Source organism: Bacteroides sp. AF32-8BH, assembly GCF_003435205.1.
GTDB lineage: Bacteria > Bacteroidota > Bacteroidia > Bacteroidales > Bacteroidaceae > Bacteroides > Bacteroides ovatus.
Window position 1 is genome coordinate 217,456 of record NZ_QVLZ01000001.1, and the last position, 22,285, is coordinate 239,740.

General features: G+C 41.4%; 17 protein-coding genes and 1 pseudogene. 10 read left to right on the forward strand and 8 right to left on the reverse strand.

All coding sequences use genetic code 11. The annotated features are described in order from the left end of the window. Nucleotides 1-429 precede the first annotated feature (429 nt). The 5 genes from DWZ47_RS00915 (at nt 430) to DWZ47_RS00935 (ending at nt 3,515) form a co-directional block, all read left to right on the forward strand. Nucleotides 430-705: a hypothetical protein gene (locus tag DWZ47_RS00915; RefSeq protein ID WP_022199241.1), complete on the forward strand. Its 276-nt coding sequence runs from the start codon at nt 430-432 to the stop codon at nt 703-705. After that, nucleotides 692-1,936, forward strand: a complete 1,245-nt coding sequence (locus DWZ47_RS00920; protein ID WP_022199242.1) for a WG repeat-containing protein — start codon at nt 692-694, stop codon at nt 1,934-1,936. The genes DWZ47_RS00915 and DWZ47_RS00920 overlap by 14 nt, the downstream gene beginning before the upstream one ends. Before the next feature lie 4 nt (nt 1,937-1,940). After that, a complete protein-coding gene (locus DWZ47_RS00925) occupies nt 1,941-2,342 on the forward strand; it encodes an aspartyl protease family protein (protein ID WP_004312356.1) in 402 nt (133 codons plus the stop codon). Further along, a complete protein-coding gene (locus tag DWZ47_RS00930; protein ID WP_022199243.1) occupies nt 2,335-2,721 on the forward strand; it encodes a hypothetical protein in 387 nt (128 codons plus the stop codon). Before DWZ47_RS00925 ends, DWZ47_RS00930 begins: the two co-directional genes overlap by 8 nt. A 188-nt stretch (nt 2,722-2,909) precedes the next feature. After that, nucleotides 2,910-3,515, forward strand: coding sequence for a hypothetical protein (locus DWZ47_RS00935; protein WP_022199244.1), 606 nt, complete (start codon nt 2,910-2,912; stop codon nt 3,513-3,515). Between the two features lie 274 nt (nt 3,516-3,789). On the opposite strand, the gene DWZ47_RS00940 is transcribed toward DWZ47_RS00935, so the two are convergent. The 4 genes and pseudogenes from DWZ47_RS00940 to DWZ47_RS00955 all read right to left on the reverse strand — a co-directional run bounded on the left by DWZ47_RS00940 (nt 3,790) and on the right by DWZ47_RS00955 (nt 9,259). Beyond that, complete coding sequence (locus tag DWZ47_RS00940; protein WP_004306649.1) at nt 3,790-4,209, reverse strand: hypothetical protein; 420 nt, start codon at nt 4,207-4,209, stop codon at nt 3,790-3,792. 546 nt (nt 4,210-4,755) lie between these two features. Then, nucleotides 4,756-7,611 (reverse strand): annotated as a pseudogene (locus tag DWZ47_RS00945) (bifunctional fucokinase/fucose-1-phosphate guanylyltransferase); the annotation flags it as partial. 119 nt (nt 7,612-7,730) lie between these two features. Next, entirely contained in the window at nt 7,731-8,414 is a 684-nt protein-coding gene (locus tag DWZ47_RS00950) for an HAD family hydrolase (RefSeq protein WP_115484947.1), read from the reverse strand. Nucleotides 8,415-8,437: 23 nt separating this feature from the next. Further along, nucleotides 8,438-9,259, reverse strand: coding sequence for a hypothetical protein (locus DWZ47_RS00955; protein ID WP_004306654.1), 822 nt, complete (start codon nt 9,257-9,259; stop codon nt 8,438-8,440). A gap of 190 nt (nt 9,260-9,449) precedes the next feature. Between DWZ47_RS00955 and DWZ47_RS00960 the strand changes: the two genes are divergently transcribed. Next, nucleotides 9,450-9,956, forward strand: a complete 507-nt coding sequence (locus tag DWZ47_RS00960; protein WP_008650173.1) for a DUF5035 domain-containing protein — start codon at nt 9,450-9,452, stop codon at nt 9,954-9,956. Between the two features lie 157 nt (nt 9,957-10,113). On the opposite strand, the gene DWZ47_RS00965 is transcribed toward DWZ47_RS00960, so the two are convergent. The 3 genes from DWZ47_RS00965 to lysS are packed head-to-tail and all read right to left on the reverse strand — an operon-like array spanning nt 10,114 to nt 14,219. Continuing rightward, complete coding sequence (locus DWZ47_RS00965) at nt 10,114-11,451, reverse strand: glucose-6-phosphate isomerase (RefSeq protein WP_117512107.1); 1,338 nt, start codon at nt 11,449-11,451, stop codon at nt 10,114-10,116. Nucleotides 11,452-11,469: 18 nt separating this feature from the next. After that, the gene (locus DWZ47_RS00970) at nt 11,470-12,465 is read right to left on the reverse strand and encodes an NAD(P)H-dependent glycerol-3-phosphate dehydrogenase (protein ID WP_004299378.1); all 996 of its coding nucleotides are present in this window, start codon (nt 12,463-12,465) and stop codon (nt 11,470-11,472) included. A 26-nt stretch (nt 12,466-12,491) separates the two neighbouring features. Further along, a complete protein-coding gene (gene lysS, locus DWZ47_RS00975) occupies nt 12,492-14,219 on the reverse strand; it encodes a lysine--tRNA ligase (RefSeq protein WP_004312362.1) in 1,728 nt (575 codons plus the stop codon). 105 nt (nt 14,220-14,324) lie between these two features. On the opposite strand from lysS, the gene DWZ47_RS00980 reads away from it, so the two are divergent. Then, nucleotides 14,325-15,677, forward strand: coding sequence for an MATE family efflux transporter (locus DWZ47_RS00980; RefSeq protein WP_008776263.1), 1,353 nt, complete (start codon nt 14,325-14,327; stop codon nt 15,675-15,677). On the opposite strand, the gene DWZ47_RS00985 is transcribed toward DWZ47_RS00980, so the two are convergent. After that, nucleotides 15,667-16,527, reverse strand: coding sequence for an AraC family transcriptional regulator (locus DWZ47_RS00985; protein ID WP_008650181.1), 861 nt, complete (start codon nt 16,525-16,527; stop codon nt 15,667-15,669). The genes DWZ47_RS00980 and DWZ47_RS00985 overlap by 11 nt on opposite strands. A gap of 179 nt (nt 16,528-16,706) precedes the next feature. Here DWZ47_RS00985 and DWZ47_RS00990 point away from each other — a divergent pair, with 179 nt between their 5' ends. From DWZ47_RS00990 to DWZ47_RS01000, 3 genes are read left to right on the forward strand one after another with little or no spacing between them, the layout of a single operon-like run. Continuing rightward, nucleotides 16,707-17,777, forward strand: coding sequence for an efflux RND transporter periplasmic adaptor subunit (locus DWZ47_RS00990; protein WP_004321911.1), 1,071 nt, complete (start codon nt 16,707-16,709; stop codon nt 17,775-17,777). Next, on the forward strand, nt 17,774-20,914 hold the full coding sequence (locus DWZ47_RS00995; protein WP_117512108.1) for an efflux RND transporter permease subunit: 3,141 nt from the start codon (nt 17,774-17,776) through the stop codon (nt 20,912-20,914). Before DWZ47_RS00990 ends, DWZ47_RS00995 begins: the two co-directional genes overlap by 4 nt. Beyond that, a complete protein-coding gene (locus DWZ47_RS01000; RefSeq protein WP_008650184.1) occupies nt 20,911-22,281 on the forward strand; it encodes a TolC family protein in 1,371 nt (456 codons plus the stop codon). The genes DWZ47_RS00995 and DWZ47_RS01000 overlap by 4 nt, the downstream gene beginning before the upstream one ends. Nucleotides 22,282-22,285 lie beyond the last annotated feature (4 nt).

Here is a 22,285-nt window from a genome sequence, read left to right on the forward strand (position 1 = left end):
TAGTTACTGGTGCTCTATTTATCAATTTAGCATATAGAAAGTAAATAATTAAGCTTACCTTTGTACAATAAGGATATAGCCTGCACCTATGGTACTAATATGCTTTGAAACCTATTAAATTATGGCAGTCAAATGATGAAGTATTACTGGAAAGTTCTATCTTTGCAACAGTATTAATTAAATGACAACTAATGAAATAGAAGTTTAACAAGACATATTAGAAAAGAAGTGTTTGCTTCTTACTTGTGACAGTCCTAAAATTACCACCTTGAAGACTAACAATCACAGCAGTAAGTAGTGGATACTCATACCATTAGGTGTGGGCTTCCCTTATATTGTGTGATTGTAGGTATGTGGTAATACCTTGGACTCCCAATAAGGTTAGGCTCACACTTTCTTTTTGTAGTATGCTACAAAAGGAAATTTATTATGGAAAGAATTTTGATTACAGAAGAGTTAACAGCCTTTCTTAACTCTATGCCAGTAGTGAATGTTGATAATATTCCAATAACACATTCACTAATTATTCGAGATTTGTCAGAACTATCACTTGCAAACGATGAAAGTAATCCAACTCATAATAGTTACATAGCTATTACTAAAACTGGCTATGGTTATCCTTTTACTTGCAATATCAATCAAATTAATCAAATGCTATCTTTTATTATAGATGACATAAATCAAAGAATAAATGAAAAATTATAGTTCCTATTTATTATTAATATGGTGTACTTTAGTACTATGTTCATGTAGTCAAGTCCCCACAAATTTATATCCTATATATAAAAATGGAAAATATGGATACATTGATAGCTTAGGTAATGAAGTTATAAAGCCACAATACTTATATGCCTCATATTTTAATGAAGGAATAGCATTAATTATTGTTGATACCACTTGTGTTATACTTTCCGATACTCTCACGAGTAAGAAGGCTTCATCATTTATTAATCTACTATCTGAACAAAAGAAGATTAGATACAAATATGGATATATCTCATTAGATAATAAATTAGCTATTGACACAACTCTAATTTATGAATTTGAAAATATTGAGAATGATTGGAATAGTATAAAAGAACTAATATCAAAAGGTAAACAACTAAATTTACAATGGTTAAGCTGTTCTGATGATAGGATTTTATACCAAGACAGCATAACGAAATTATTTGGTTATATGAATTCTAAAGGAGAAACTATTATCACTCCCCAATACAAGGATGGATATCAATTTACTGAAGGATTAGCCGCTGTTCAGGTTTTAAATAAAGGTCTAAGAGATTCACCTAAATGGGGATATATTGATATTAATGGTAATCTTGTTATTGAAAGTAAATACTCTTCTGCATCCACTTTTAGAGAAAGTAAGGCTATTGTTGAATTCAGAGAGATGAAAAGGAGAGATGATGGCAAATTTAGTTTTACTAAGTCTTCCATTATCATCAATAAATCAGGTAAAATTATAGGTACTCCCTTCAACATGACTACAACAATTTATCCCTATAATGATGGAATTGCTTGTACTTATAATCATCTTGGAAAACTAAATTTAGGTTATAATTTCATTGACGAGAATGGCAACTATCTAATAGATGGCACATTAATAGATATAACAAGATTTGGCAATGGTTATGCAGGAGTAAAAATAGATAGTACTAATTGGGTATTTGTTGATAAAAGAATGAATATTATATCAGAAGAATATGAAGAAGTAAAACCATTTAACGAGAACTATGCGGCTATTAAAAAAGACAATCTTTGGGGGTATATAGATACTACCTTTCAGGTAAAGATTCCATGTAAATATGACAATTGCTCTTCCTTCAAAAAAGGATTGGCTTCCTTCGAAATTAAAAGAGAAGCATTAATGATTGAAGGATATATCAATAAGAGAGGAGAAGTCGTTTGGCAGAAAGAATATTCCAACTGGGACTAACATTATGTACTCTATAATAAATGGTTTAAATAAAGTACAACTTCCTATTATCCATGTGAAAATAGAAAATAAATACCTTTGTTTCATCTTGGATACTGGAAGCACCTGTAGCCTGATAGACAGTACTGTAGTAGAATATTTCAAGGATATAGTAGAACCAGTTGGTGACTATTATATCAGTGGAATAGAAGGAACTAAGCATAAGGTAGATATGGTTGCTCTACCTTTCACTTTTGAAGGTCAGGTTTATAAGCCCAAGTTCTGTGTAAGACCCTTACTTGATACCTTTAAAGGCATTGAAGATGAAAGTGGCATACAGGTACATGGCTTGCTTGGAACTGACTTTCTACTGGAGAACAAGTGGGTGATTAATTTCAACAAACTAATAGTAAGCAATTATGAATAAAATAAGAAAAACAATACTCCTTATAATATTAGCAATAGGATTTGTAGTAACAGCAATTATACTATATAACCATCAGGGGTCATCAGATACTCAAAATTATATAGCTAAAATAGTACCTCTTGAAATAAAGTATATAGTAGATCTAAGTTCTGTTGAAAATAAAGGGTATAAACTCTCATATATGGATTATAAAAGTCCTGAACTTACAGCTAGAGTTATTATAGATAATGCCAGAGATTATATAATGCTATTTATGGAAAAGAATAACTATGATGAGGGTGACTTTCATCCAAAAGTATCACTATTTAATGAGTATTCTCCAGTGCTTATAATAACAAGAGACAACAAGGTGTATCTTAAAATGAAGAAAAAAGAATAATTATGAAAGCAATAAGACTTATGTTATGGTTATCCTTACCATTATAGCTACATCTCATCTATAGAGAAGGTGTTCTAAATAAATAGAAGTGTAATGTTGGATAAATCAGACTGATTTACTACATTTGCATCAACCACTTTAACAGATTAAAGTATGGAAAGAACCTATATTAATGAATTCCACAAGCAATGGATAGAGAGCACTCTCAAGTCAATAACCTCTTGGCAGAAGCAACCAATCTCATTAGAAGAGAAAAAGAAGCAACAGGAAATGTTGAACCAGCAGAAGGCTATAAGAGAAGGCAAATTGAAGAGCTAAAACTATTTGCTACTCAACATAACTTATGGATTAACATTAACTCTCTCCCTTTATCTTACCTTAGTAAAGGGGGAGAAAATGAAGTATTCACAGGGCATGAAGATGTTGTATTCAAATTAAACAACTTTGAGTATGCAGGTGAAGACCTTGAGAACTTCTTCATTAGGATAGAAGCTCATAACCTATTCTTTAGCAATGTCACTTATCAGATGATTGGCTTTGCTTATAACAGTCAATATGAGTTTTGTGCTGTGTTAGTTCAACCTTATGTCAGAGCTAAAAGAGAAGCTACAGAGGAAGAAATAGCAGAACACATGCAAGCATTAGGCTTTGAAATGGTCTATGAGGATGAATATCACAATGCAGAATATGAGGTTTTTGATGCAGTACCTAATAATGTGCTGTATGGTATTGATGATAAACTCTACTTCATTGATACACAAATCAGATTTAGACCTATTGAGATAACACTTTAAACTGATTTAGTTATGAAACAAAAGGAAGAAACTTAGCACACTCCAAGTGCTATTAGTAGTATGATACTAGCATAGCAGTAATACTACTATTGTTGGTCTATAGTTGTTCTATAGGCTGTTAAGAGAAAGTATAAACAAACTAACAACTATTAAAGATAAAGGTGTTACTATGCCTGATTCCGGTTCTGAAGGTCGTGCGTTTGAATCGCACCGGGGTCACAGAAAAAAAACGCAATTACTTCATCTGTTAGTAGTTGCGTTTTTTGTTTTCTATTTATTCTTCTTTCGGGCGGGAAGTGCAGACTAATTGTTTGTTGGTGTTAGCCGGATTATTTATATCATCATAGAATTCCCAGTCTCTTTCTAGCCTTTTAGCTACATCAATTCCTTCTGTATAATAGATATATTCTTTCTTTGCTACATCAAAAATGCCATAAGAAAGAATATCCTTCTCTTTTCCTTCCTTGTCTTTATAAGTGTTCTTGACCAATAATATTTTATATTTTCCGTCTTCCCGAACGCTGTATTCTTTATTGGCTTGAAGAGTGTATGTGCCGGAAACATCTGTCATATTGGAAGCGGTTGGCTCCATTTCTACAACAATGTTTGTAGGCTCTTTTGAGGCTGGAGTGTCTGTGGAGTCATCATTGCAGGCAAACAGCAAAACAACTAATAGTAAATTAAGCAATTTCATCTTTGTATTTTTATAGGTTCTTGATTTTTTCTTAATCTATAATGTGTTCAATCAAAATTATTTCTTGCACAAATGTACAACTTTTGCATGATATAAAGGTCGTAATAGATAGATAATTGTGTTCCCTGTTATTATTTACAGTTGCATAATTTAGTCTAAAGAGAATGAAAAGTTGTTTTAGCTGATTGATTTCCCCATAGAAAATGCTAACTTTGTAACGATGAAGAAGTAAACAATAATATGTTGATATAGTATGTTCATAGCTTTCCAGATGTAGACATTTGACGATAAATTATATTAATCCCAATAAATATAAATAAGAATGGAAGAAGCTAGAAAAAAGAAATGGGGTAGTGTTGCGCTGATTATCGGAGCTATTGCTTTTATCATTATTATGATTTACTTTACAGTTATTTCAAGTCTCAACATGTAAAACAGATCATTATGGCATTGAAAAATTAAAGCTTGGACATTTCGTTTGAATCTGTCCAAGCTTGTTTTTTATGGTTCCGGATGATTGACCGGCAATATGGTAACGCTTTCTCTTTAGCTTCTTGAAACCTGAAGTCCCTTATCAGAAAGAGTCATTTCTACAAAACGAGCACGAGGATTGGGGGCTTGTTCCGTCAGTATCCGTCGGATTTGTCCGGCTGCTTGCGGGTCTTTGGCTACCATATATAAATAGCCTCCGCCACCTGCACCGGGGAGTTTGTATCCCAGGGTGTAATCCTTGATTTTTTCGATAATGGCTGCTACTGCCGGTGGATTGGTTCCGCAGTCTAATGCCTGGTTCTGTATCCAGGTTTTGCCGACCAAACGACCGAAACTCTCGAAATTACTTCGTAAAATGGCTTCACTCATATCCATTGCATGAGCTTTCATTTCGGCCAGCAAGCTTAGATGCGGACCGGAATTGAGGAACATGGAACTGACGATCTCTGCCAAAATACTTTTAGCAGTACGAGTAATTCCCGTATAATATAACAGATGACAGTCGCGGTAATCAGGATGAACAAAGAACTGATCGGGTAACCAGCGTACTAATGGATTCTGTTCGAAACCAGCTTCGGATTGAAGCAACTTAATACCAGAAAAGACACCGCCATATTGATCTTGCCAACCTCCTCCAGTGGTCAGGAGCTGTTCTAATACTAATGTGTAACTACATATATCATTTTTATCCCAAGCCAATCCGCAGAAATCATTGATTGCTCCGAGCACGGTAGATGCCAGTATGGAACTGGTTCCCAAGCCAGAGCCCGCAGGAATAGCAGCCAGCAGAGTAATTTCGATTCCTGAACCGAAATCTTCCAGCTGTTTAGCTAAAGAAGGATAAGATTCCGTAGAGAATGCCGGTGCAAAGCCCGCCAATGTAAGGGCGGCTTTCGGAATAGAGAATGGAGAACCTACCTTTTTATAATCTTGCAGTTCCTCGTAATTCCTTATCACTTCCATTGCACCCATGTCGATAGAGCGAAGAGTGATGTGATATTCCTTGCATGGTTTCACATATACTTGTAGCGGTGGTTGACCGTTTAGTTCGATAGCAAGATTTACAACACTTCCCCCTGAATAAAGAGAGTAGGGAGGTGTGTCCGTCCATCCTCCGGCCACATCGATACGCACAGGACTGCGTCCCCATACGATTTGATCGGAATAAACGTTGAGTATGGGATGGCTCTTTCGTTCGCTCATTACCCCCAATAAACCGTCGCGAAGCAGTTGAAAGGCTGCCTGTTCCTCTTTGGCACAATCCTTGTCTTCACGTAGTTTCATGATACGTGCACGAAGCATCCGGTTGTGTATCCGTAACATGGGGGCAGCATCTTCTTTCAAGACGTCAGGCATGTCCAGGTTGAAACGTACAAATTCATTTGCGGCATCCAGCAAATCGAGTTGATAGAATACGCTCTTCTCATAATTGGCCGCCAATCCTTTCCAGTTCTCCTTACGGAAAGCATTGCGCTGTTCGTAAAGACGCTTGAGGTTGGCGCTTGCGGATATTTCGTCTGCAGAAACTTTTTCTGCTTTCAACCAAAGTTTTTTCCCTTCTTCCAGTTGTGGCTCCGAGGTCATCCAGCGTACTAATATGCCTAAATCTTCAACAGAAGCCACTTTGGGGAAGATGGATGCCGATTGTAAATCATCTGTACGCCCTTTTATATCCTCCCAGGTAATTCCTCTATCTTCCATCCAACGGGTAAAAGGAACATTAAGGTAAGTAGTCGTTATTTTGTCCAACGCTCCTTTGAATACATCATCCAATCCATACGGACGCGCAACAAACTCATTCTCACCGATAGGAATAATGTCGATGCAAACCCCATCCGGCAAATTTATGCTCCACTGGTTTTCAGGAACTCCTGTAATAATCTGGCGGGAACCTAATTTCCATTCTTTTCCCACTTGGCTATTCTCAATCCATAAATTGGCGTTGTCGGCAGAAAGAGAAACTTGTGTGATGGAATTCTGTATAAAGATAGCCGGATTTGGCTTTACTTTCCGGTGCATGATTCTTCTTTGGTCCCGTACCTTGTCCTGTATGGCTAAAGTAGAAGAAATCAGTTCGTGACTTGTGCCGTAATGGTAGAATTCTCCACCTGGCAACGGCAATATAGCTACGGATAACTGATTGATTTCTTCATCTTTCGTTTTAGGATGCTCTCCCAAAGTCAAACCATAGTCCGAGTATAAGTCATAATAAGTAATATCCTTCGTACCTTCTTTCAATGACCGTTTCATCAATACTTCTATGGCGCGGTCACTCAAAATCCAGATGCCGATATCCATCAGGAAAAGATGAGTTTTCGACAATCCTTCCAACTCTTCCAAAGAAGGTTTCTGCAACATGAAATCGAGCACCTCCGGTTTTTTCCGGTCGGAAACAAACACGCCATGATGAGTTGCCAATGAAGGATTCACCCACAGCCCGTAGCATACTACATCTGCGTTCGGAATATCCTGAAGCGGTTTTTCCGAACGGATATATACGTCTCCGCTAGCAATCAGCGTATTCAGACCGGCCGGAGCCTGATTCATAATCCTTTCATAGAGCGGGAGCTGCAATGATAACAGATTCTGTCCCAGCTTTTGTCCTCTTTCCCAACTGAAGATCGGGATAGGAGTTAATATTTTGCCGGAAGGGCCGTAGCTGGGTAGCCGACGGCTTTGTCCGCCTGCATGGAGCAATATTCTTTTTTCGTGTCCTATCCAGTTGCTGAAAGACTCTTGTGGAGCGAATGCCTGATGGCAAGCTTGCAATAACCATGTGGTTCCGCCGCCGGAGCCTAGTTTGCTCCCTATGGGGTCTGATGTACAAAACCAATCGGTATGGTTAACTTCTTCCAGTTCGTGGAAGCAATGGATCAAATTGGGTGGTAAAGATAATAACTTTTGCATAGTAGAATCTGCGTTGGCTTAGATAGAATCTAAGCGAATTAAACTCCCGTAAAAATACTATTTATATTCCTGCTTTTCAATATTTTTCTTCTGTTTTGAAGAATAAATTTTCTTTTCAGCTTTTAGATGTCATTTTCAGTCATCATGTCCCAGGTGTCATTAAGTGCCTGCATGGATGGAAATAATAAATCAGCCCCGGCATCCAGCAACACTTGCCCGTTCAAAGGACCCGTATTGACTGCTATGGTGAAAATACCCGCGTTGTGTCCGGCTTCCACTCCTAACGGAGCGTTTTCTACTACAACCGCTTCATCCGCTTTGATCCCTCCTTTTTTCAAAGCCATCAAATATGGCTCGGGATTGGGTTTGCCATATTTCACATCGAACGCTGTAACCATCAGTTCTTTGTGAAACATTCCCGGATAGTTGTGTTCCAGCCGTTCGAGCAGAGATAACTGACCGGAGCCGGTGACCACCATCGGAATCAGCCCGTCCTTCTTCACTTTTTGCAGTAACTCCCATGCACCGGGCATAGGTTTTGCTTCGGGATATGAATTGAACAAAACACTTTTCTCCTGATAGATACTTTCTATCTCCTCCTGTGTGGCTTCTCTACCCAATTCACGTTGAAAAACAATATTGATTGTAGAGGCTCCTGTCCGTCCTTCATGCATATATGCTTCTTCGCGACTAAGAGTGAGCCCATGAGATTTCATTACTTTATGCCAGGCTTCCGAATGATAAGGCATAGAGTCAAAGAGTACGCCGTCCATGTCAAACAGGACGGCTTTCAGTTTCTTTTTCATACTTTGTACGTTGCGGAATCTTTTTAAGATGATATTTTATTTTTTATGAGCATTTTCTTCAGATCAGACACGGGAATAACTACATCGTATTGTTTCCCGGAATCCTTGCCGATATATCTGTAGGTAATATTTTTATTGTTCTCCACGCAGGTTTTTATGAATATCTGGGTGGCAGGATCGGTCTGACTTGCTAGCGTTGACACAATACCCTCTTTCACTTCAGCTGCGTTTTCTTCAATCTGGCTGATAGGACACAACTCTTCGTCCACACTGCATATATAAACAACCGATTCACCTATGATTTCGATTTTTTCGACAACGACTTCTTCACTGGCCTGCATTGGAAATTGCAGATTCGCCATTTTCAGTTGCGCTTCAAGCTTTGTCTGTCCGCTTTGTGCCGGGTCGGCATTTGTATTGATAACCTCTTTCAATTCTTCGGCAGTAAGTTCGCAAACCGCTTGTTCGCCCGACTTATTCCCTACAAATATCATGTGTAATCCGGAATTACACTTAGCCATCAACTTCAGCATTTCCTTTACATCAGCAGCCGGATTCTGAAACATCATTTTGATAGATGATTTCATGCTTTCCGGATTATCTTTCAAAATCTTAATATTGGTAATTTCCTCGTTCATGTTGAGAGTGTACACTACGTTATCCCCGTCGTAGATGATACTGGTAATATTGCCGACTTCTCCCATGTCCAGCGGACACTGTTTGTTGGCTATCCCGATTACAGTTTTGAGTTTGGCTTCCTGACAACCGGTCATGACTATCATTAGCAATGATACGCTACATAGTAGCATGAGTCCACTGGACTTCTTTAATAAATTTCCTGCCATTCTATTTGTTTTTTAAGTTTGATTCGCTTCATCTACAACTGTATACGAGGCAAAGATAACGATAAAAAATGAGAGATAAGTTAGAAAGGGAAGATAGTTGCAAATGACGCTCCCAAGCGATTAACTACATAATTATTTGCTGTTTAGAAGAATATGTGTATTTTTGTAACGTTATAAACTCGACGATAGCATGAAAAAGAGAGTATTATTGTTGCTACCATTGTTTTTAGGCGCCTGCTCTGATAGTGGGGAAAGTCCTGTTATCAAGATAGAAAAGCTTTATGCGAAGATCGAATCGGACGGTGAAAATACCAGTTCCGATGAAAAAGACTATGCGAATCAGAGGGAGGAACTGCCCGCCTTGAAAGTGGGAGATGAAGTGAAAGCCTTTCTGCTTTTGGATGGAAATGGGGCAGAACTGAAAACCTTTAAACTTCAGAATGACGATGAAGTGGATACCAAACTCTTTTATGAGCAAACAGAAGTATCTACAGAGGGAAATCTGACAGATGTGGAAAAAGGACAGCTTCGTTTTAAGGATGGGGTGTCAAAAGCCAAAATTATGGTGATTGCGACCATTAAACAGGTAGATAAGAACGGTGATGTGAAATTAGAGTTCTATCTTTCTTCCAAAGCCGAATGTGAAGGAGCACAGGAAGAAATCGGTTTGAAGACGAAAGTGGAAGATGAGAAGTAGAAGTGGTGAGCAGTAAACGGTACAACGGGCAATAAGCGGTACAATCGGAAACTGCAATCAATTGAATATAATAATGAACGGTGAACAAATCCATGTATATAGCATAGTTGTTCACCGTTCATTGTTTATAGTTTACCGTTTATAATACGTTCTTGATTTATAGTTTTGCACGGATTGCTTTGGATTCTTCTTCATAACCCGGTTTGTCCAGCAAGGCAAACATATTCTTTTTGTATGCTTCCACACCCGGTTGGTTGAATGGGTTCACGCCCAGCAAATAACCGCTGATACCACAAGCCTTTTCGAAGAAATAGAGCAGACCACCAATGTTGTATTCGCTCAATTCCGGAAGTACGATGCGCATATTAGGTACGCCACCGTCTACGTGAGCCAGCTGCGTTCCCAGTTCGGCCATCTTGTTCACTTCGTCCACACGCTTGCCGGCTAAGAAGTTCAAGCCGTCCAGATTTGCTTCGTCAGAAGGAACTTCCAGTTTGTGGTTAACTTTCTCTACTGAAATCACAGTTTCGAAGATAGAACGTTCGCCTTCCTGAATCCATTGACCCATAGAATGAAGGTCTGTAGAGAAATCTACCGATGCAGGGAAGATACCCTTATTGTCTTTTCCTTCCGATTCTCCGTAAAGCTGTTTCCACCATTCGCTTACATAGTGCAGTTTCGGGCAGAAGTTAACGAGGATTTCGATCTTCTTGCCATTCCTGTACAACTCATTGCGGGTAGCAGCATAAATAGCAGCCGGGTTTTCAGTAAATGCAACGTCCGATCCGCATACTTTTTCCATATCGGCAGCACCGGCAACCAGTTTGTCGATATCAAATCCGGCTACTGCGATAGGCAGCAAACCAACCGGAGTCAGTACAGAGAAACGTCCGCCTACGTTGTCAGGGATGATAAATGTTTTATATCCTTCTTTGTCAGCTGTAACACGGGCAGCACCTTTTTTAGCGTCCGTCACAGCAACGATTACTTTCTTTGCAGTTTCTTTACCGCGCTGATCTTCACATTGCTTTTTCAGCAAACGGAAAGCAAGAGCAGTTTCGGTAGTAGTTCCTGATTTAGAAATATTGATGACACCGAATTTCTTATCTTTCAGATATTCAGTCAGTTCGTACAGATAATCTTCGCTGATATTGTGTCCTGCATAGATCATGACAGGAGCCGTTTTCTTTTCCTGCAGCCAAGTGAAGCTGTTAGACAAAGCTTCGATTACGGCACGGGCACCCAGATAGCTGCCACCGATACCGGCAACGATTACTACTTCACAGTTATCTCTTAATACTTTTGCTGTAGCGTTCAGGTCGGCTAAGTGTTCTTTAGTGATAGAAGAAGGCAAATGCAACCATCCTAAAAAGTCATTACCTTTGCCTGTACCTTTTTCAAGCATTTCCTGTGCGGCTTTTACTTCAGCTTCGTAAGCAGAAACCTTTTCTTTGGAGATAAATCCAAATGTCTTTTCAATGTTTAAACTAATCATATCGTTCTTGTTTAAAGATTATCTAAAAGAGTCAGTCAGCAATTTAATCTCGATCATTGGTGAGATACGTTCGTATAGGATGTTATACACAGCGTCCAGTATCGGCATATTGACATGATGATGCTTATTGATTTCTTTGATACATTTCGTACCATAGTAACCCTCTGCAATCATTTCCATTTCAATTTGCGCACTTTTCACGGAATACCCTTTACCTATCATCGTTCCGAAAGTCCGGTTACGACTAAAGTTGGAGTAGCCGGTCACCAATAAATCCCCCAGATAAACAGATTCATCCACGTTCCTGTTCAACGGATGCACCGTGTTCAGGAAACGATTCATTTCCTGAATGGCGTTAGAAATCAATACAGCCTGGAAGTTGTCGCCATATTTCAGTCCGCTACAGATACCGGCAGCAATGGCATACACGTTTTTGAGCACCGAACTGTATTCGATACCCGCCACGTCATCACTGACAGATGTTTTGATAAAACTGCTTCCCAGACGGCGTGCGAAGATACGTGCCTTGTCTTTATCAGGGCAGGCGATAGTCAGGTAGGAGAGTCGCTCCAAAGCTACTTCTTCTGCGTGGCAGGGACCTGCAAGGACTGCTATGTTTTCTGGTGGCACACCATATTCTTTTGTGAAGTATTCCGATACAATAACGTTGTCATCGGGTACGATTCCTTTGATAGCGGTGATGATAAACTTATCTTTTATCTTGGTTTTCAACTTTTTCAGATGCGCCTTCAGATAAGGAGAGGGAGTGACGAAGATCAGTGTATCCGATTCTTTCACAACATCGTTGATGTTGGAACTGAAAGTGATGCGTCTCGTATCAAATTTCACTCCTGTCAGATAAGCCGGATTGTGCCCTAATCGTTTAAAATCGGCAATGCGGTCGTCTCGCCGCATGTACCAATTGATAGAGTCCTCTTGGGCCAGACACATCTTTGCGATGGCTGTAGCCCAACTTCCTCCGCCCATTATCGCTATCTTGCCGGGTAATTTCATTTGTATGGATTTGGATGAAGAACTTATTAAATTTTCTGTATCCACTCAGTTACGTCGTTTACCGACGGATTGGCCAGTTCTAATTTATATTTCTTGTTAATGCCGCAGATGTCCTGGTGCAGCTTCTGCGGATTGACATCTTTCATGTCGGCAACTGTGTTGTAACCGGCTTTTTGAATCACCGGAACCCAGTCTTCTGCAATTCCCAATTCCATGTATTTGGCAGCAGCGTCTTTTTTCACTACTTTTTCCGGGCGCATTTGCGGGAAGAACAATACTTCCTGAATGGTAGTCTGTCCGGTCATTAACATCACCAGACGGTCGATACCGATACCGATACCCGATGTAGGAGGCATACCGTATTGTAAAGCGCGCAGGAAGTCCTGATCGATAATCATCGCTTCGTCGTCTCCCTTGTCGGCCAAACGCATCTGCTCTTTGAAACGTTCTTCCTGATCCAGCGGATCGTTCAATTCCGAGTAGGCATTAGCCAGTTCTTTACCGTTCACCATCAGTTCGAAACGCTCGGTCAGTCCCGGTTTAGAGCGGTGCATCTTGGTCAGCGGAGACATTTCAACCGGATAATCGGTGATGAAAGTCGGTTGGATATATGTACCTTCGCAGAATTCTCCGAAGATTTCATCAATCAGCTTGCCTTTCCCCATCGTCTCGTCAATTTCCTCCATTTTCAATTCTTTGCAAACTTGGCGGATTTCTTCTTCGCTCTTGCCGTTCAGGTCATATCCTGTCTTTTCTTTGATAGCATCCAGGATGGGCAGACGGCGGTAAGGAGCTTTAAAGTTGATGGTTTTTCCGTCAACCACTGTTTCTGTGCTACCGTTTACTGCGATACAAATACGTTCCAACAACTTTTCGGTGAAATTCATCATCCAGTTGTAATCCTTATATTGTACGTAGAGTTCCATACAAGTGAACTCCGGGTTATGGGTTTTGTCCATACCCTCGTTACGGAAATTCTTACCTATTTCATATACACCTTCAAAACCACCTACGATCAGTCGCTTCAGATAAAGTTCTGTTGCGATACGCAGGTAAAGATCCATGTCCAGTGAGTTGTGGTGAGTGATGAACGGTCGTGCGCTTGCTCCACCGGCAATAGATTGCAGGATGGGAGTTTCCACTTCCGTGTAACCGGCTTCGTCCAAAGCATTGCGCAAAGTTTTCACTACAGTGGCACGTTTTAGGAATGTTTCTTTGATACCGTCGTTAACTACCAAGTCCACATAGCGTTGGCGATAACGGAGTTCGGGATCTTCAAAAGAATCGTAAGCTACCCCGTCTTTGTATTTAACGATAGGCAACGGTTTGATAGACTTTGCAAGTACAGTCAGTTTCTTAGCATGGATACTGATTTCACCCATTTGTGTGCGGAATACGAAACCTTCGATACCGATAAAGTCACCTAAGTCGAGCAGGCGTTTGAATACAGAGTTGTACAGTTCCTTGTCTTCTCCTGGGCAGATATCATCGCGGGTGATGTACACCTGGATGCGACCTTTAGAGTCTTGTAATTCAACGAAAGATGCTTTACCCATCACGCGGCGGCTCATGATACGGCCGGCTACGGAAACTTGGCGTGGCTCCTCGTCGTCTTTAAATTCAGCTTTAATATCTGTAGAGAAAGCATTGGTTACATACTCTGCTGCAGGGTATGGATCAATACCCATCGCACGAAGCTCATTCAGGCTGTTGCGTCGAATGATTTCCTGTTCACTTAGTTCTAATATATTCATTTCGTTACGTATTAACTCAATTTTGGAGGCAAAAATACGAAACTTTTCTCATATATCCTGTAATCCACCTCTTTTTTGTATCTTTGCTGCCTCAAACTAATAGGTATGACAGGACAAAAGACACCCACTGCGTTGGGTACGGAAAAGATTGGGAAGCTTTTAATGCAGTATGCCATTCCGGCAATTATCGCCATGACGGCGTCTTCTCTTTACAATATGGTAGATAGTATTTTTATCGGTCACGGGGTAGGTGCGATGGCTATTTCCGGGTTGGCATTAACTTTCCCGCTAATGAATCTTGCCGCGGCTTTCGGCTCGTTGGTCGGTGTCGGTGCGGCTACATTGATTTCGGTGAAGCTGGGACAGAAAGATTATGATACCGCACAGCGGGTTTTGGGAAATGTGTTTGTATTAAACCTTATTATAGGTATCTCTTTTACGGTAATCGTTCTTCCTTTTCTCGATCCGATACTTTACTTTTTCGGAGGAAGCGATGAAACGGTGAAGTATGCCCGTGAATTTATGCAGGTTATCTTGCTCGGAAATGTGGTTACCCATTTATATCTGGGGCTGAATGCAGTGCTCCGTGCTTCGGGCCATCCGCAGAAAGCGATGATGGCAACAATAACGACAGTGATAATCAATGTATTGCTTGCTCCATTGTTTATTTTTGTATTCGACTGGGGAATCCGTGGGGCGGCTACGGCTACGGTTTGTGCGCAGTTGATTGCATTGGTCTGGCAGCTTCATTTGTTCTGCCGCAAAGATGAACTGATACGGTTGAAAAAGGGGATTTTTCGTTTGAAACGGAAAATCGTGTTGGATTCGCTAGCTATTGGTATGTCTCCCTTTCTGATGAATATGGCGTCTTGCTTTATTGTGATTCTGATTAATCAGGGATTAAAAGAGCATGGAGGTGATTTGGCGATCGGTGCATTCGGTATTGTTAATCGTATTGTTTTTGTCTTTATTATGATTGTATTGGGACTAAACCAAGGGATGCAGCCCATTGCGGGATATAATTTTGGTGCGAAGCTCTATCCTCGTGTGACGGAAGTACTGAAAGTAACCATTTGTTGTGCAACTGTAGTGACAACGATTGGTTTCCTGATAGGTATGTTTATTCCGGAAATCGTATCTTCCATCTTTACTTCGGACGAAGAGTTAATCAGCATTGCTTCTAAAGGTTTTCGTATTGTGGTATTTTTCTACCCGATTGTTGGGTTTCAGATGGTAGCTTCCAACTTCTTCCAGAGTATTGGAATGGCAAGTAAAGCCATTTTCTTGTCGCTGACGCGGCAGATGTTATTTCTCGTTCCCTGTTTATTGATTCTACCTCACTATTATGGACAAATGGGCGTTTGGGCCAGTATGCCTGTGGCAGATTTGGCGGCTAGTCTTATATCCGGAGGAATGTTGTGGTGGCAGTTCCGGCAGTTTAAGAAAGTTACTGTTTGATAAGTTTGTTCCGATATTCTTTAGGAGATATACCGACATACTGCTTGAAATATTTCCCGAAGAATGATTGTGTGGGGAAGTTGAGTTTGGTTGTTATTTCCTTAATACTTAAATCGGTATTATCGAGCAGATATTTAGCTTCTGTAATGACATTCTGTATGATCCACTGCAAAGCACTGCTCCCTGATTTCTCCTTGATGACAGAAGAAAAATATCGGGCGGACAAGCATTGCTTGTCTGCATAAAAAGTAACATCACGTTCCTGACGATAATATCGATAAAGGGTAATCATGAAATTTTGGAAGATTTTATCCTTTTTATCCTGTGGCAGTGGTGTTTGGGGTTCGTTACTGAAATAAATGTTTAATAACTCATAGCATATCACCTGTCCCCAGGATTTGATTAATTCAGAAGTTAAATGTTGTTTCTGTCGGGAACTGTTACAAATATTCTCCCTGTTAATTCGTTTTTCTACAGATTTGAGCAAGTTCTCTACAAATGTATATTGCTCTTCAGAGAGCGACAGGCAGGGATTTTCCCGCAAATAAAGCAAATTTTCCGAGTTAGCTACTTTGTTTACTATTGGTATGACATAATCCAGGTCGACCTCTATCATGATTCCTTCCAAGTCTGCGCTTCTTTGGCGTATCTGTAGAAGGTTGGCTGCTGTATATATGAAAAGATTCCTTTTGTTAATCTGATATGGTCTACCTCCCAACAGGATTTCCGCCTGTCCTTTCTGGCAGAGGAAAAGTCCGCATTGGTTGAATTCGGAAATAATGCATCCTTCTTTCATGGAAGTATCTTCCGGAGATATTATAACATACTTGAATGGCATCAGTGGTTCCATATTCCTTTTCGTTGAAATGAATTTCTTTACAAAGTAATAAACAAATAAATACAAATAGCAAACTATTTCGGCTTTTTATCTTAGGTAACGTACAAATAGAACAATGTTTCGTCTAAATCAACCTTTCTCCTCATGTTTGCTTGGGATACTTTTGTGGCAACTAACTAATAAGTGAAAATATGAGACGATTAGACTTCTTATTAACAGGATTTTTAGCAGTTCTGTTGACTTCGTGTGGGCAACGTGTACAAAACACAGACAGTAAGCCGGCAGTGAAGATTGATACCGTACTTTCTGCCGACAGACAAATAGCTTTGCAGTTTCCGGGTCGAGTGAAAGCGGCACAGGACATAAGTCTGTCTTTCCGGGTGAGTGGTACTATTCAGTATATGCATGTAAATGACGGTGCCTATGTGCGTAAAGGGCAATTATTGGCAGAATTAGATCCGACAGACTATCAGATTCAGCTGGATGCGGCAGAAGCAGAATATCAAAGTGTGAAAGCGGAGGCGGAACGGGTGATGGCACTTTATAAGGAAAATGTGACAACACCGGATGCTAACGATAAGGCCGTGTACGGATTGAGACAGATTACCGCCAAATATAACCATGCTAAAGACCAGTTGGCATACACCCGTTTGTATGCTCCTTTTAACGGATATGTGCAGAAACGTCTTTTTGATTCCCATGAGACGGTAGCTGCCGGTATGCCCGTCGTTTCCATCATCAGTGAGGGAAGCCCGGAGGTGGAGATTAATCTTCCGGCAGTGGAATATATTCGTCGACAGCAGTTTACCCGCTACTATTGTACATTCGATATTTATCCTCATCAAAGATATGCTTTGGAACTGATTAGTGTCACCCCTAAGGCAAATGCCAATCAGTTGTACACTATGCGGCTTCAACTGAAAAAAGAAGATAAACAGGCAGTTCCATCGCCCGGCATGAATACAATGGTAACTATCGAATGTAGTGAAGGAGATGTGTGTAACCTGTCGGTTCCCGGTGGAGCGATTCTTCGTGAGAACGGGCGTACGAGTATCTTTCTTTATGATGCTTCCAGTCACGCTATTCGCCGTTGTGATGTGACCGTCACCCGTCTGCTTAGCGACGGCAGATGCCTGATTACTTCAGACGGAGCGAATCCCGGTGACTTGGTTGTCGCTTCGGGGGTACATCATGTAAAAGAGGGAGAACAGGTGGAACCGCTTCTTCCGGCTACTGAAACCAATGTGGGAGGACTGCTATGATTGATATTAGTAAATGGGCATTTGAGAACAAGAAGTTGATCTACTTCCTGATTGCCGTACTGATTGTAGGAGGAGCTTATTCCAGTTATGAAATGAGTAAACTGGAGGATCCTGAAATAACGGTAAAGCTCGCTATGGTAGTCACTACCTATCCCGGTGCGTCTGCACATCAGGTAGAGTTGGAAGTGACGGATGTGCTGGAGAAAAATATCCGCTCCATGGGGAATATAGATAATGTGGAAAGTTATTCCTACAACGATCTCTCTCTGATTCAGGTAGAACTGAAAACGACTGTCAAAGAGACGGACGTAGAACAATGCTGGGATCTGTTGCGTCGTAAAGTGGTGAACGCACAGGCAGAACTTCCCGAAGGTGCCAACCCTTCTATTGTAAAAGATGATTTTGGAAATGTCTACGGAATGTTTTTCGCTTTGACGGGTGACGGACTTTCCGACAGGGAACTATCTGATTATTCAGAACTGGTGAAACGTGAAGTCAGTGAACTGGATGGGGTGGAACGCGTCGACTTATACGGTAAACGTCCCGAATGTATTAATCTCTCTCTTTTGCAAGACCGGATGGCTAACTTGGGTGTGAAACCCGCCGAAGTGCTAGCCACATTGAACGGACAGAACCAAACGACTTATACTGGTTACTATGATAATGGCGATAATCGTATCCGGGTGACAGTCAGTGACAAGTTTAAGACGGTGGAGGATATCGGTCGTATGCTGATTCAGGGACATGATGCCGATCAGTTGCGGTTGAGTGATATAGCCCGTATTGAGAAAGATTATGAAGATCCTACCCGCAACGAATTGTTTTATGACCGTCAGCGTGCGATAGGAATCATGGTGGCCGCTTCTTCGGATGCCGACATTATCAAAGTGGGGCATCGAGTGGAAAAGAAACTGGAGCAACTAAAGGCTGAACGCCTTCCGGCAGGAGTAGAGTGTCATAAGGTTTTCTATCAGCCGGAACGCGTAGGTACTTCGTTAGGGACGTTCATTCTTAATCTGATAGAATCTGTGATTATCGTAGTCGTTATCCTGATGATTGCTATGGGATTCAAGAGCGGGGTGATTATCGGTATCAGCCTGGTAGTGACGGTATTCGGTTCCTTCCTGTTCCTTTATTTTATGGATGGTACGATGCAGCGTGTTTCATTGGCCTCGTTCGTGCTTGCGATGGGGATGCTGGTGGATAACGCGATTGTTATCATCGACGGTATTTTGGTAGATTTGAAAGCCGGGAAGAGCCGGATGGAAGCAATGACTGCTATCGGACGGCAGACAGCAATGCCTTTGCTGGGAGCTACTCTGATTGCCATCATCGCTTTTCTTCCTATCTTTATATCGCCTGATACGGCAGGCGTCTATACGCGCGATTTGTTTATCGTACTCGCAGTTTCCCTGTTGCTTAGTTGGGTGCTGGCTTTGGTGCACGTCCCGTTGATGGCTGACCGGATTTTGCATCCGGAAATCTCTGCGGCAACTACTGCTGCCGGAAAACGTGTGTATGAAGGAAAGATTTATGCTGTGCTCCGTTCATTATTGAAATTCAGTCTGGCACATCGTTGGAGTTTTGTGTTTACAATGATTGCTTTGGTATTGCTTTCGGCTTTCAGTTATCGGTTTATGAAGCAGGGCTTTTTCCCGGATATGGTCTACGATCAGCTTTACATGGAATATAAATTGCCGGAAGGGACTAACTCCACTCGTGTAGCACGTGACTTGGAAGAAATCGAAGTTTACCTGAAAAAGCGTCCGGAAGTTACACACGTCACTACTTCTATCGGTGGTACACCTGCTCGTTATAACTTGGTGCGTAACGTAGCCAATCCTTCCTTATCTTACGGTGAACTGATTATCGACTTCACCTCTCCGGACGATTTGGTGGATAACATGGCGGAAATTCAACAATATCTTTCACAACATTATCCGGATGCTTACGTAAAGATGAACCGCTACAATCTGATGTTCAAGAAATATCCTATTGAAGTGCAATTTACCGGTCCTGATCCTGCTGTTTTGCATCAGTTGGCAGACAGTGCCCGCAAGATTATGGAGAATTGCCCGGATGTTTACCTGATTACCACGGACTGGGAACCGCAAATTCCGGTACTGACTATTGAATATGACCAGCCTGCGGCACGTGCTATCGGATTGAGCCGTAATGATGTAAGCCTATCTCTACTGACCGCTACCAGCGGCATCCCTATCGGGTCTTTCTACGAAGGTATTCACAAAGATAATATCTACTTGCGTTGTCTGGACGAACACGGAAATCCGATTGAAAACCTGGGCAATACGCAGATATTCTCGTCTCTTCCTTCTCTGAACGGTTTGCTGACACAGGAAATGATGATGAAACTGAAGACAGGAACACTATCAAAAGAAGAACTGGTGGAAACGTTGATGGGAACAACTCCGTTAAAACAAATCAGTAAGCGGATTGATGTGAAGTGGGAAGATCCGGTGGTTCCCCGTTATAACGGGCAGCGTAGCCAACGGGTGCAATGTTCTCCTGTTCCGGGGGTAGAAACGGAGAAGGCGCGGCAATCCATTGCCATGCAGATTGAACAGATTCCGCTGCCTGACGGATATCGGCTTCAATGGCAAGGCGAGAGGAACGCCAGCACAAAGTCTATGCAATATCTGTTCAAGAATTTCCCGTTTGCTATCATTCTGATGATATCCATTCTAATCATGCTGTTCAAAGATTACCGGAAACCGGTTATCATCTTCTGTACTATTCCGCTGGTATTTGTCGGTGTTGTTGCTGTAATGCTGCTTACCGGGAAGACATTCAACTTTGTGGCTATCGTCGGTACATTGGGATTGATCGGCATGATTATTAAGAATGGTATTGTATTGATGGATGAGATCACTTTGCAGATTAATCAGGGAGTAGAACCTGTGACGGCATTGATAGACAGTTCGCAAAGTCGTCTCCGTCCCGTGATGATGGCTTCGCTGACTACGATTTTGGGAATGATTCCATTGTTGCCGGATGCCATGTTCGGTTCGTTGGCGGCTTCTATTATGGGTGGGTTGCTGTTCGGCACGTTGATAACGTTGCTTTTTATCCCGATTTTGTATGCATTATTCTTTCATATAAAAAAGACAGACAAATGAAAAAAGAAATTCTTGTAGCCATTAGTGTAGCGGGTGTATTGTTCGGCCTGTCGGTTTCTCTTGCCGCGCAAGAAAAACTAAGTCTGGCGCAATGCCGTGAAATGGCACTGAAATATAATAAGGATATGGCTGCCGCTAATAAGCAGACGGAAGCAGCCCGATTGATGTCTCTTAGTTATAAAGCCAATTTCTTCCCTAATTTTACAGTCAACGGAACGGGTATTTATAGCACAGCGGACGGAAGTCTCGGAGTTCCGGGAGGAAACCTTCCGGTTTTCTTGCCCAATCCTGCTACCGGAGAACTGGTATCGAGCGGTTTCGCTTATTTTCCCGGACTGAATCTGGACTATAAGGTCGGAACTGTTTACTCGGGCGGTGTACAAGTGGAGCAACCTCTTTATATGGGAGGAAAAATCCGTGCCGCCTATAAAATGTCACTATTGGGAAAGGAAATGGCACATTTGAACGAAGCTTTAACTACTTCGGAAGTTATTCTGAATACAGATAAAGCATACGTGCAGTTAGTGAAAGCCAAGGAGATGAAAAAAGTAGCGGAAAAATATCACGCCTTACTGACGGAACTTTCCAAAAATGTAAAGAGTGCTCATCGGCATGGCATGAAACCGCAAAATGATGTACTGAAAGTGCAAGTGAAACTCAACGAGAGTGAACTTTCTTTGCGAAAGGCTGATAACGCCCTCCGTCTTGCAAGTATGAATCTTTGTCATTACATCGGCCGCCCTTTGACAGCACAGATTGATATATCCGATGATTTTCCGGAAGTGGAGCAGGAGTGGAAAGTGCAGGTCTCTGACATAACTGCCCGTCCCGAATATGGAATCTTGAACAAACAAATAGCCATTGCCGAGCAGGAGGTAAAGCTGAATCGTAGTGAACTGTTACCGCGTATCGGCGTCAGAGGTAGTTATGATTATCTTCACGGATTGGAAGTCAATGATGAAACTTTGATGAAAAAGGGTGCTTTTTCCGTATTCCTGAATGTCTCTGTCCCTCTGTTTCATTTTGGCGAACGTACCAATAAAGTAAAGTCTGCCAAAGTGAAGTTGGAACAAGCTCGTCTTGAACAGGAAAATGTCAATGAAAAGATGTTGCTGGAGTTGATGCAAGCTGCCAATAATCTGGATGAGGCCCGGTTGGAAACGGAGCTTTCCGAACGTTCGCTGGAACAGGCAGAGGAGAATATGAAAGTCAGTGGTAAGCAATATGAAGTGGGACTGGAAACTCTTTCGGATTATCTGGAAGCACAAGTGCTTTGGCAGCAGGCTTATCAGACGAAAGTGGATGCCCATTTCCAATTGTATGTGAATTATGTGGCTTATTTGAAAGCGGCGGGACAACTGCAATGATAAA

What these genes read in the sequence shown, in the direction of transcription:
- DWZ47_RS00955 (WP_004306654.1), bottom strand. Translation starts at nt 9,259, where the DNA reads ATGGCAGGAAATTTATTAAAGAAGTCCAGTGGACTCATGCTACTATGT.
- DWZ47_RS00965 (WP_117512107.1), bottom strand. Translation starts at nt 11,451, where the DNA reads ATGATTAGTTTAAACATTGAAAAGACATTTGGATTTATCTCCAAAGAA.
- DWZ47_RS00950 (WP_115484947.1), bottom strand. Translation starts at nt 8,414, where the DNA reads ATGAAAAAGAAACTGAAAGCCGTCCTGTTTGACATGGACGGCGTACTC.
- DWZ47_RS00980 (WP_008776263.1), top strand. Translation starts at nt 14,325, where the DNA reads ATGACAGGACAAAAGACACCCACTGCGTTGGGTACGGAAAAGATTGGG.
- DWZ47_RS00920 (WP_022199242.1), top strand. Translation starts at nt 692, where the DNA reads ATGAAAAATTATAGTTCCTATTTATTATTAATATGGTGTACTTTAGTA.
- lysS (WP_004312362.1), bottom strand. Translation starts at nt 14,219, where the DNA reads ATGAATATATTAGAACTAAGTGAACAGGAAATCATTCGACGCAACAGC.
- DWZ47_RS00970 (WP_004299378.1), bottom strand. Translation starts at nt 12,465, where the DNA reads ATGAAATTACCCGGCAAGATAGCGATAATGGGCGGAGGAAGTTGGGCT.
- DWZ47_RS00960 (WP_008650173.1), top strand. Translation starts at nt 9,450, where the DNA reads ATGAAAAAGAGAGTATTATTGTTGCTACCATTGTTTTTAGGCGCCTGC.
- DWZ47_RS00930 (WP_022199243.1), top strand. Translation starts at nt 2,335, where the DNA reads ATGAATAAAATAAGAAAAACAATACTCCTTATAATATTAGCAATAGGA.
- DWZ47_RS00995 (WP_117512108.1), top strand. Translation starts at nt 17,774, where the DNA reads ATGATTGATATTAGTAAATGGGCATTTGAGAACAAGAAGTTGATCTAC.
- DWZ47_RS00935 (WP_022199244.1), top strand. Translation starts at nt 2,910, where the DNA reads ATGGATAGAGAGCACTCTCAAGTCAATAACCTCTTGGCAGAAGCAACC.
- DWZ47_RS00990 (WP_004321911.1), top strand. Translation starts at nt 16,707, where the DNA reads ATGAGACGATTAGACTTCTTATTAACAGGATTTTTAGCAGTTCTGTTG.
- DWZ47_RS00985 (WP_008650181.1), bottom strand. Translation starts at nt 16,527, where the DNA reads ATGGAACCACTGATGCCATTCAAGTATGTTATAATATCTCCGGAAGAT.
- DWZ47_RS00925 (WP_004312356.1), top strand. Translation starts at nt 1,941, where the DNA reads ATGTACTCTATAATAAATGGTTTAAATAAAGTACAACTTCCTATTATC.
- DWZ47_RS00915 (WP_022199241.1), top strand. Translation starts at nt 430, where the DNA reads ATGGAAAGAATTTTGATTACAGAAGAGTTAACAGCCTTTCTTAACTCT.
- DWZ47_RS01000 (WP_008650184.1), top strand. Translation starts at nt 20,911, where the DNA reads ATGAAAAAAGAAATTCTTGTAGCCATTAGTGTAGCGGGTGTATTGTTC.
- DWZ47_RS00940 (WP_004306649.1), bottom strand. Translation starts at nt 4,209, where the DNA reads ATGAAATTGCTTAATTTACTATTAGTTGTTTTGCTGTTTGCCTGCAAT.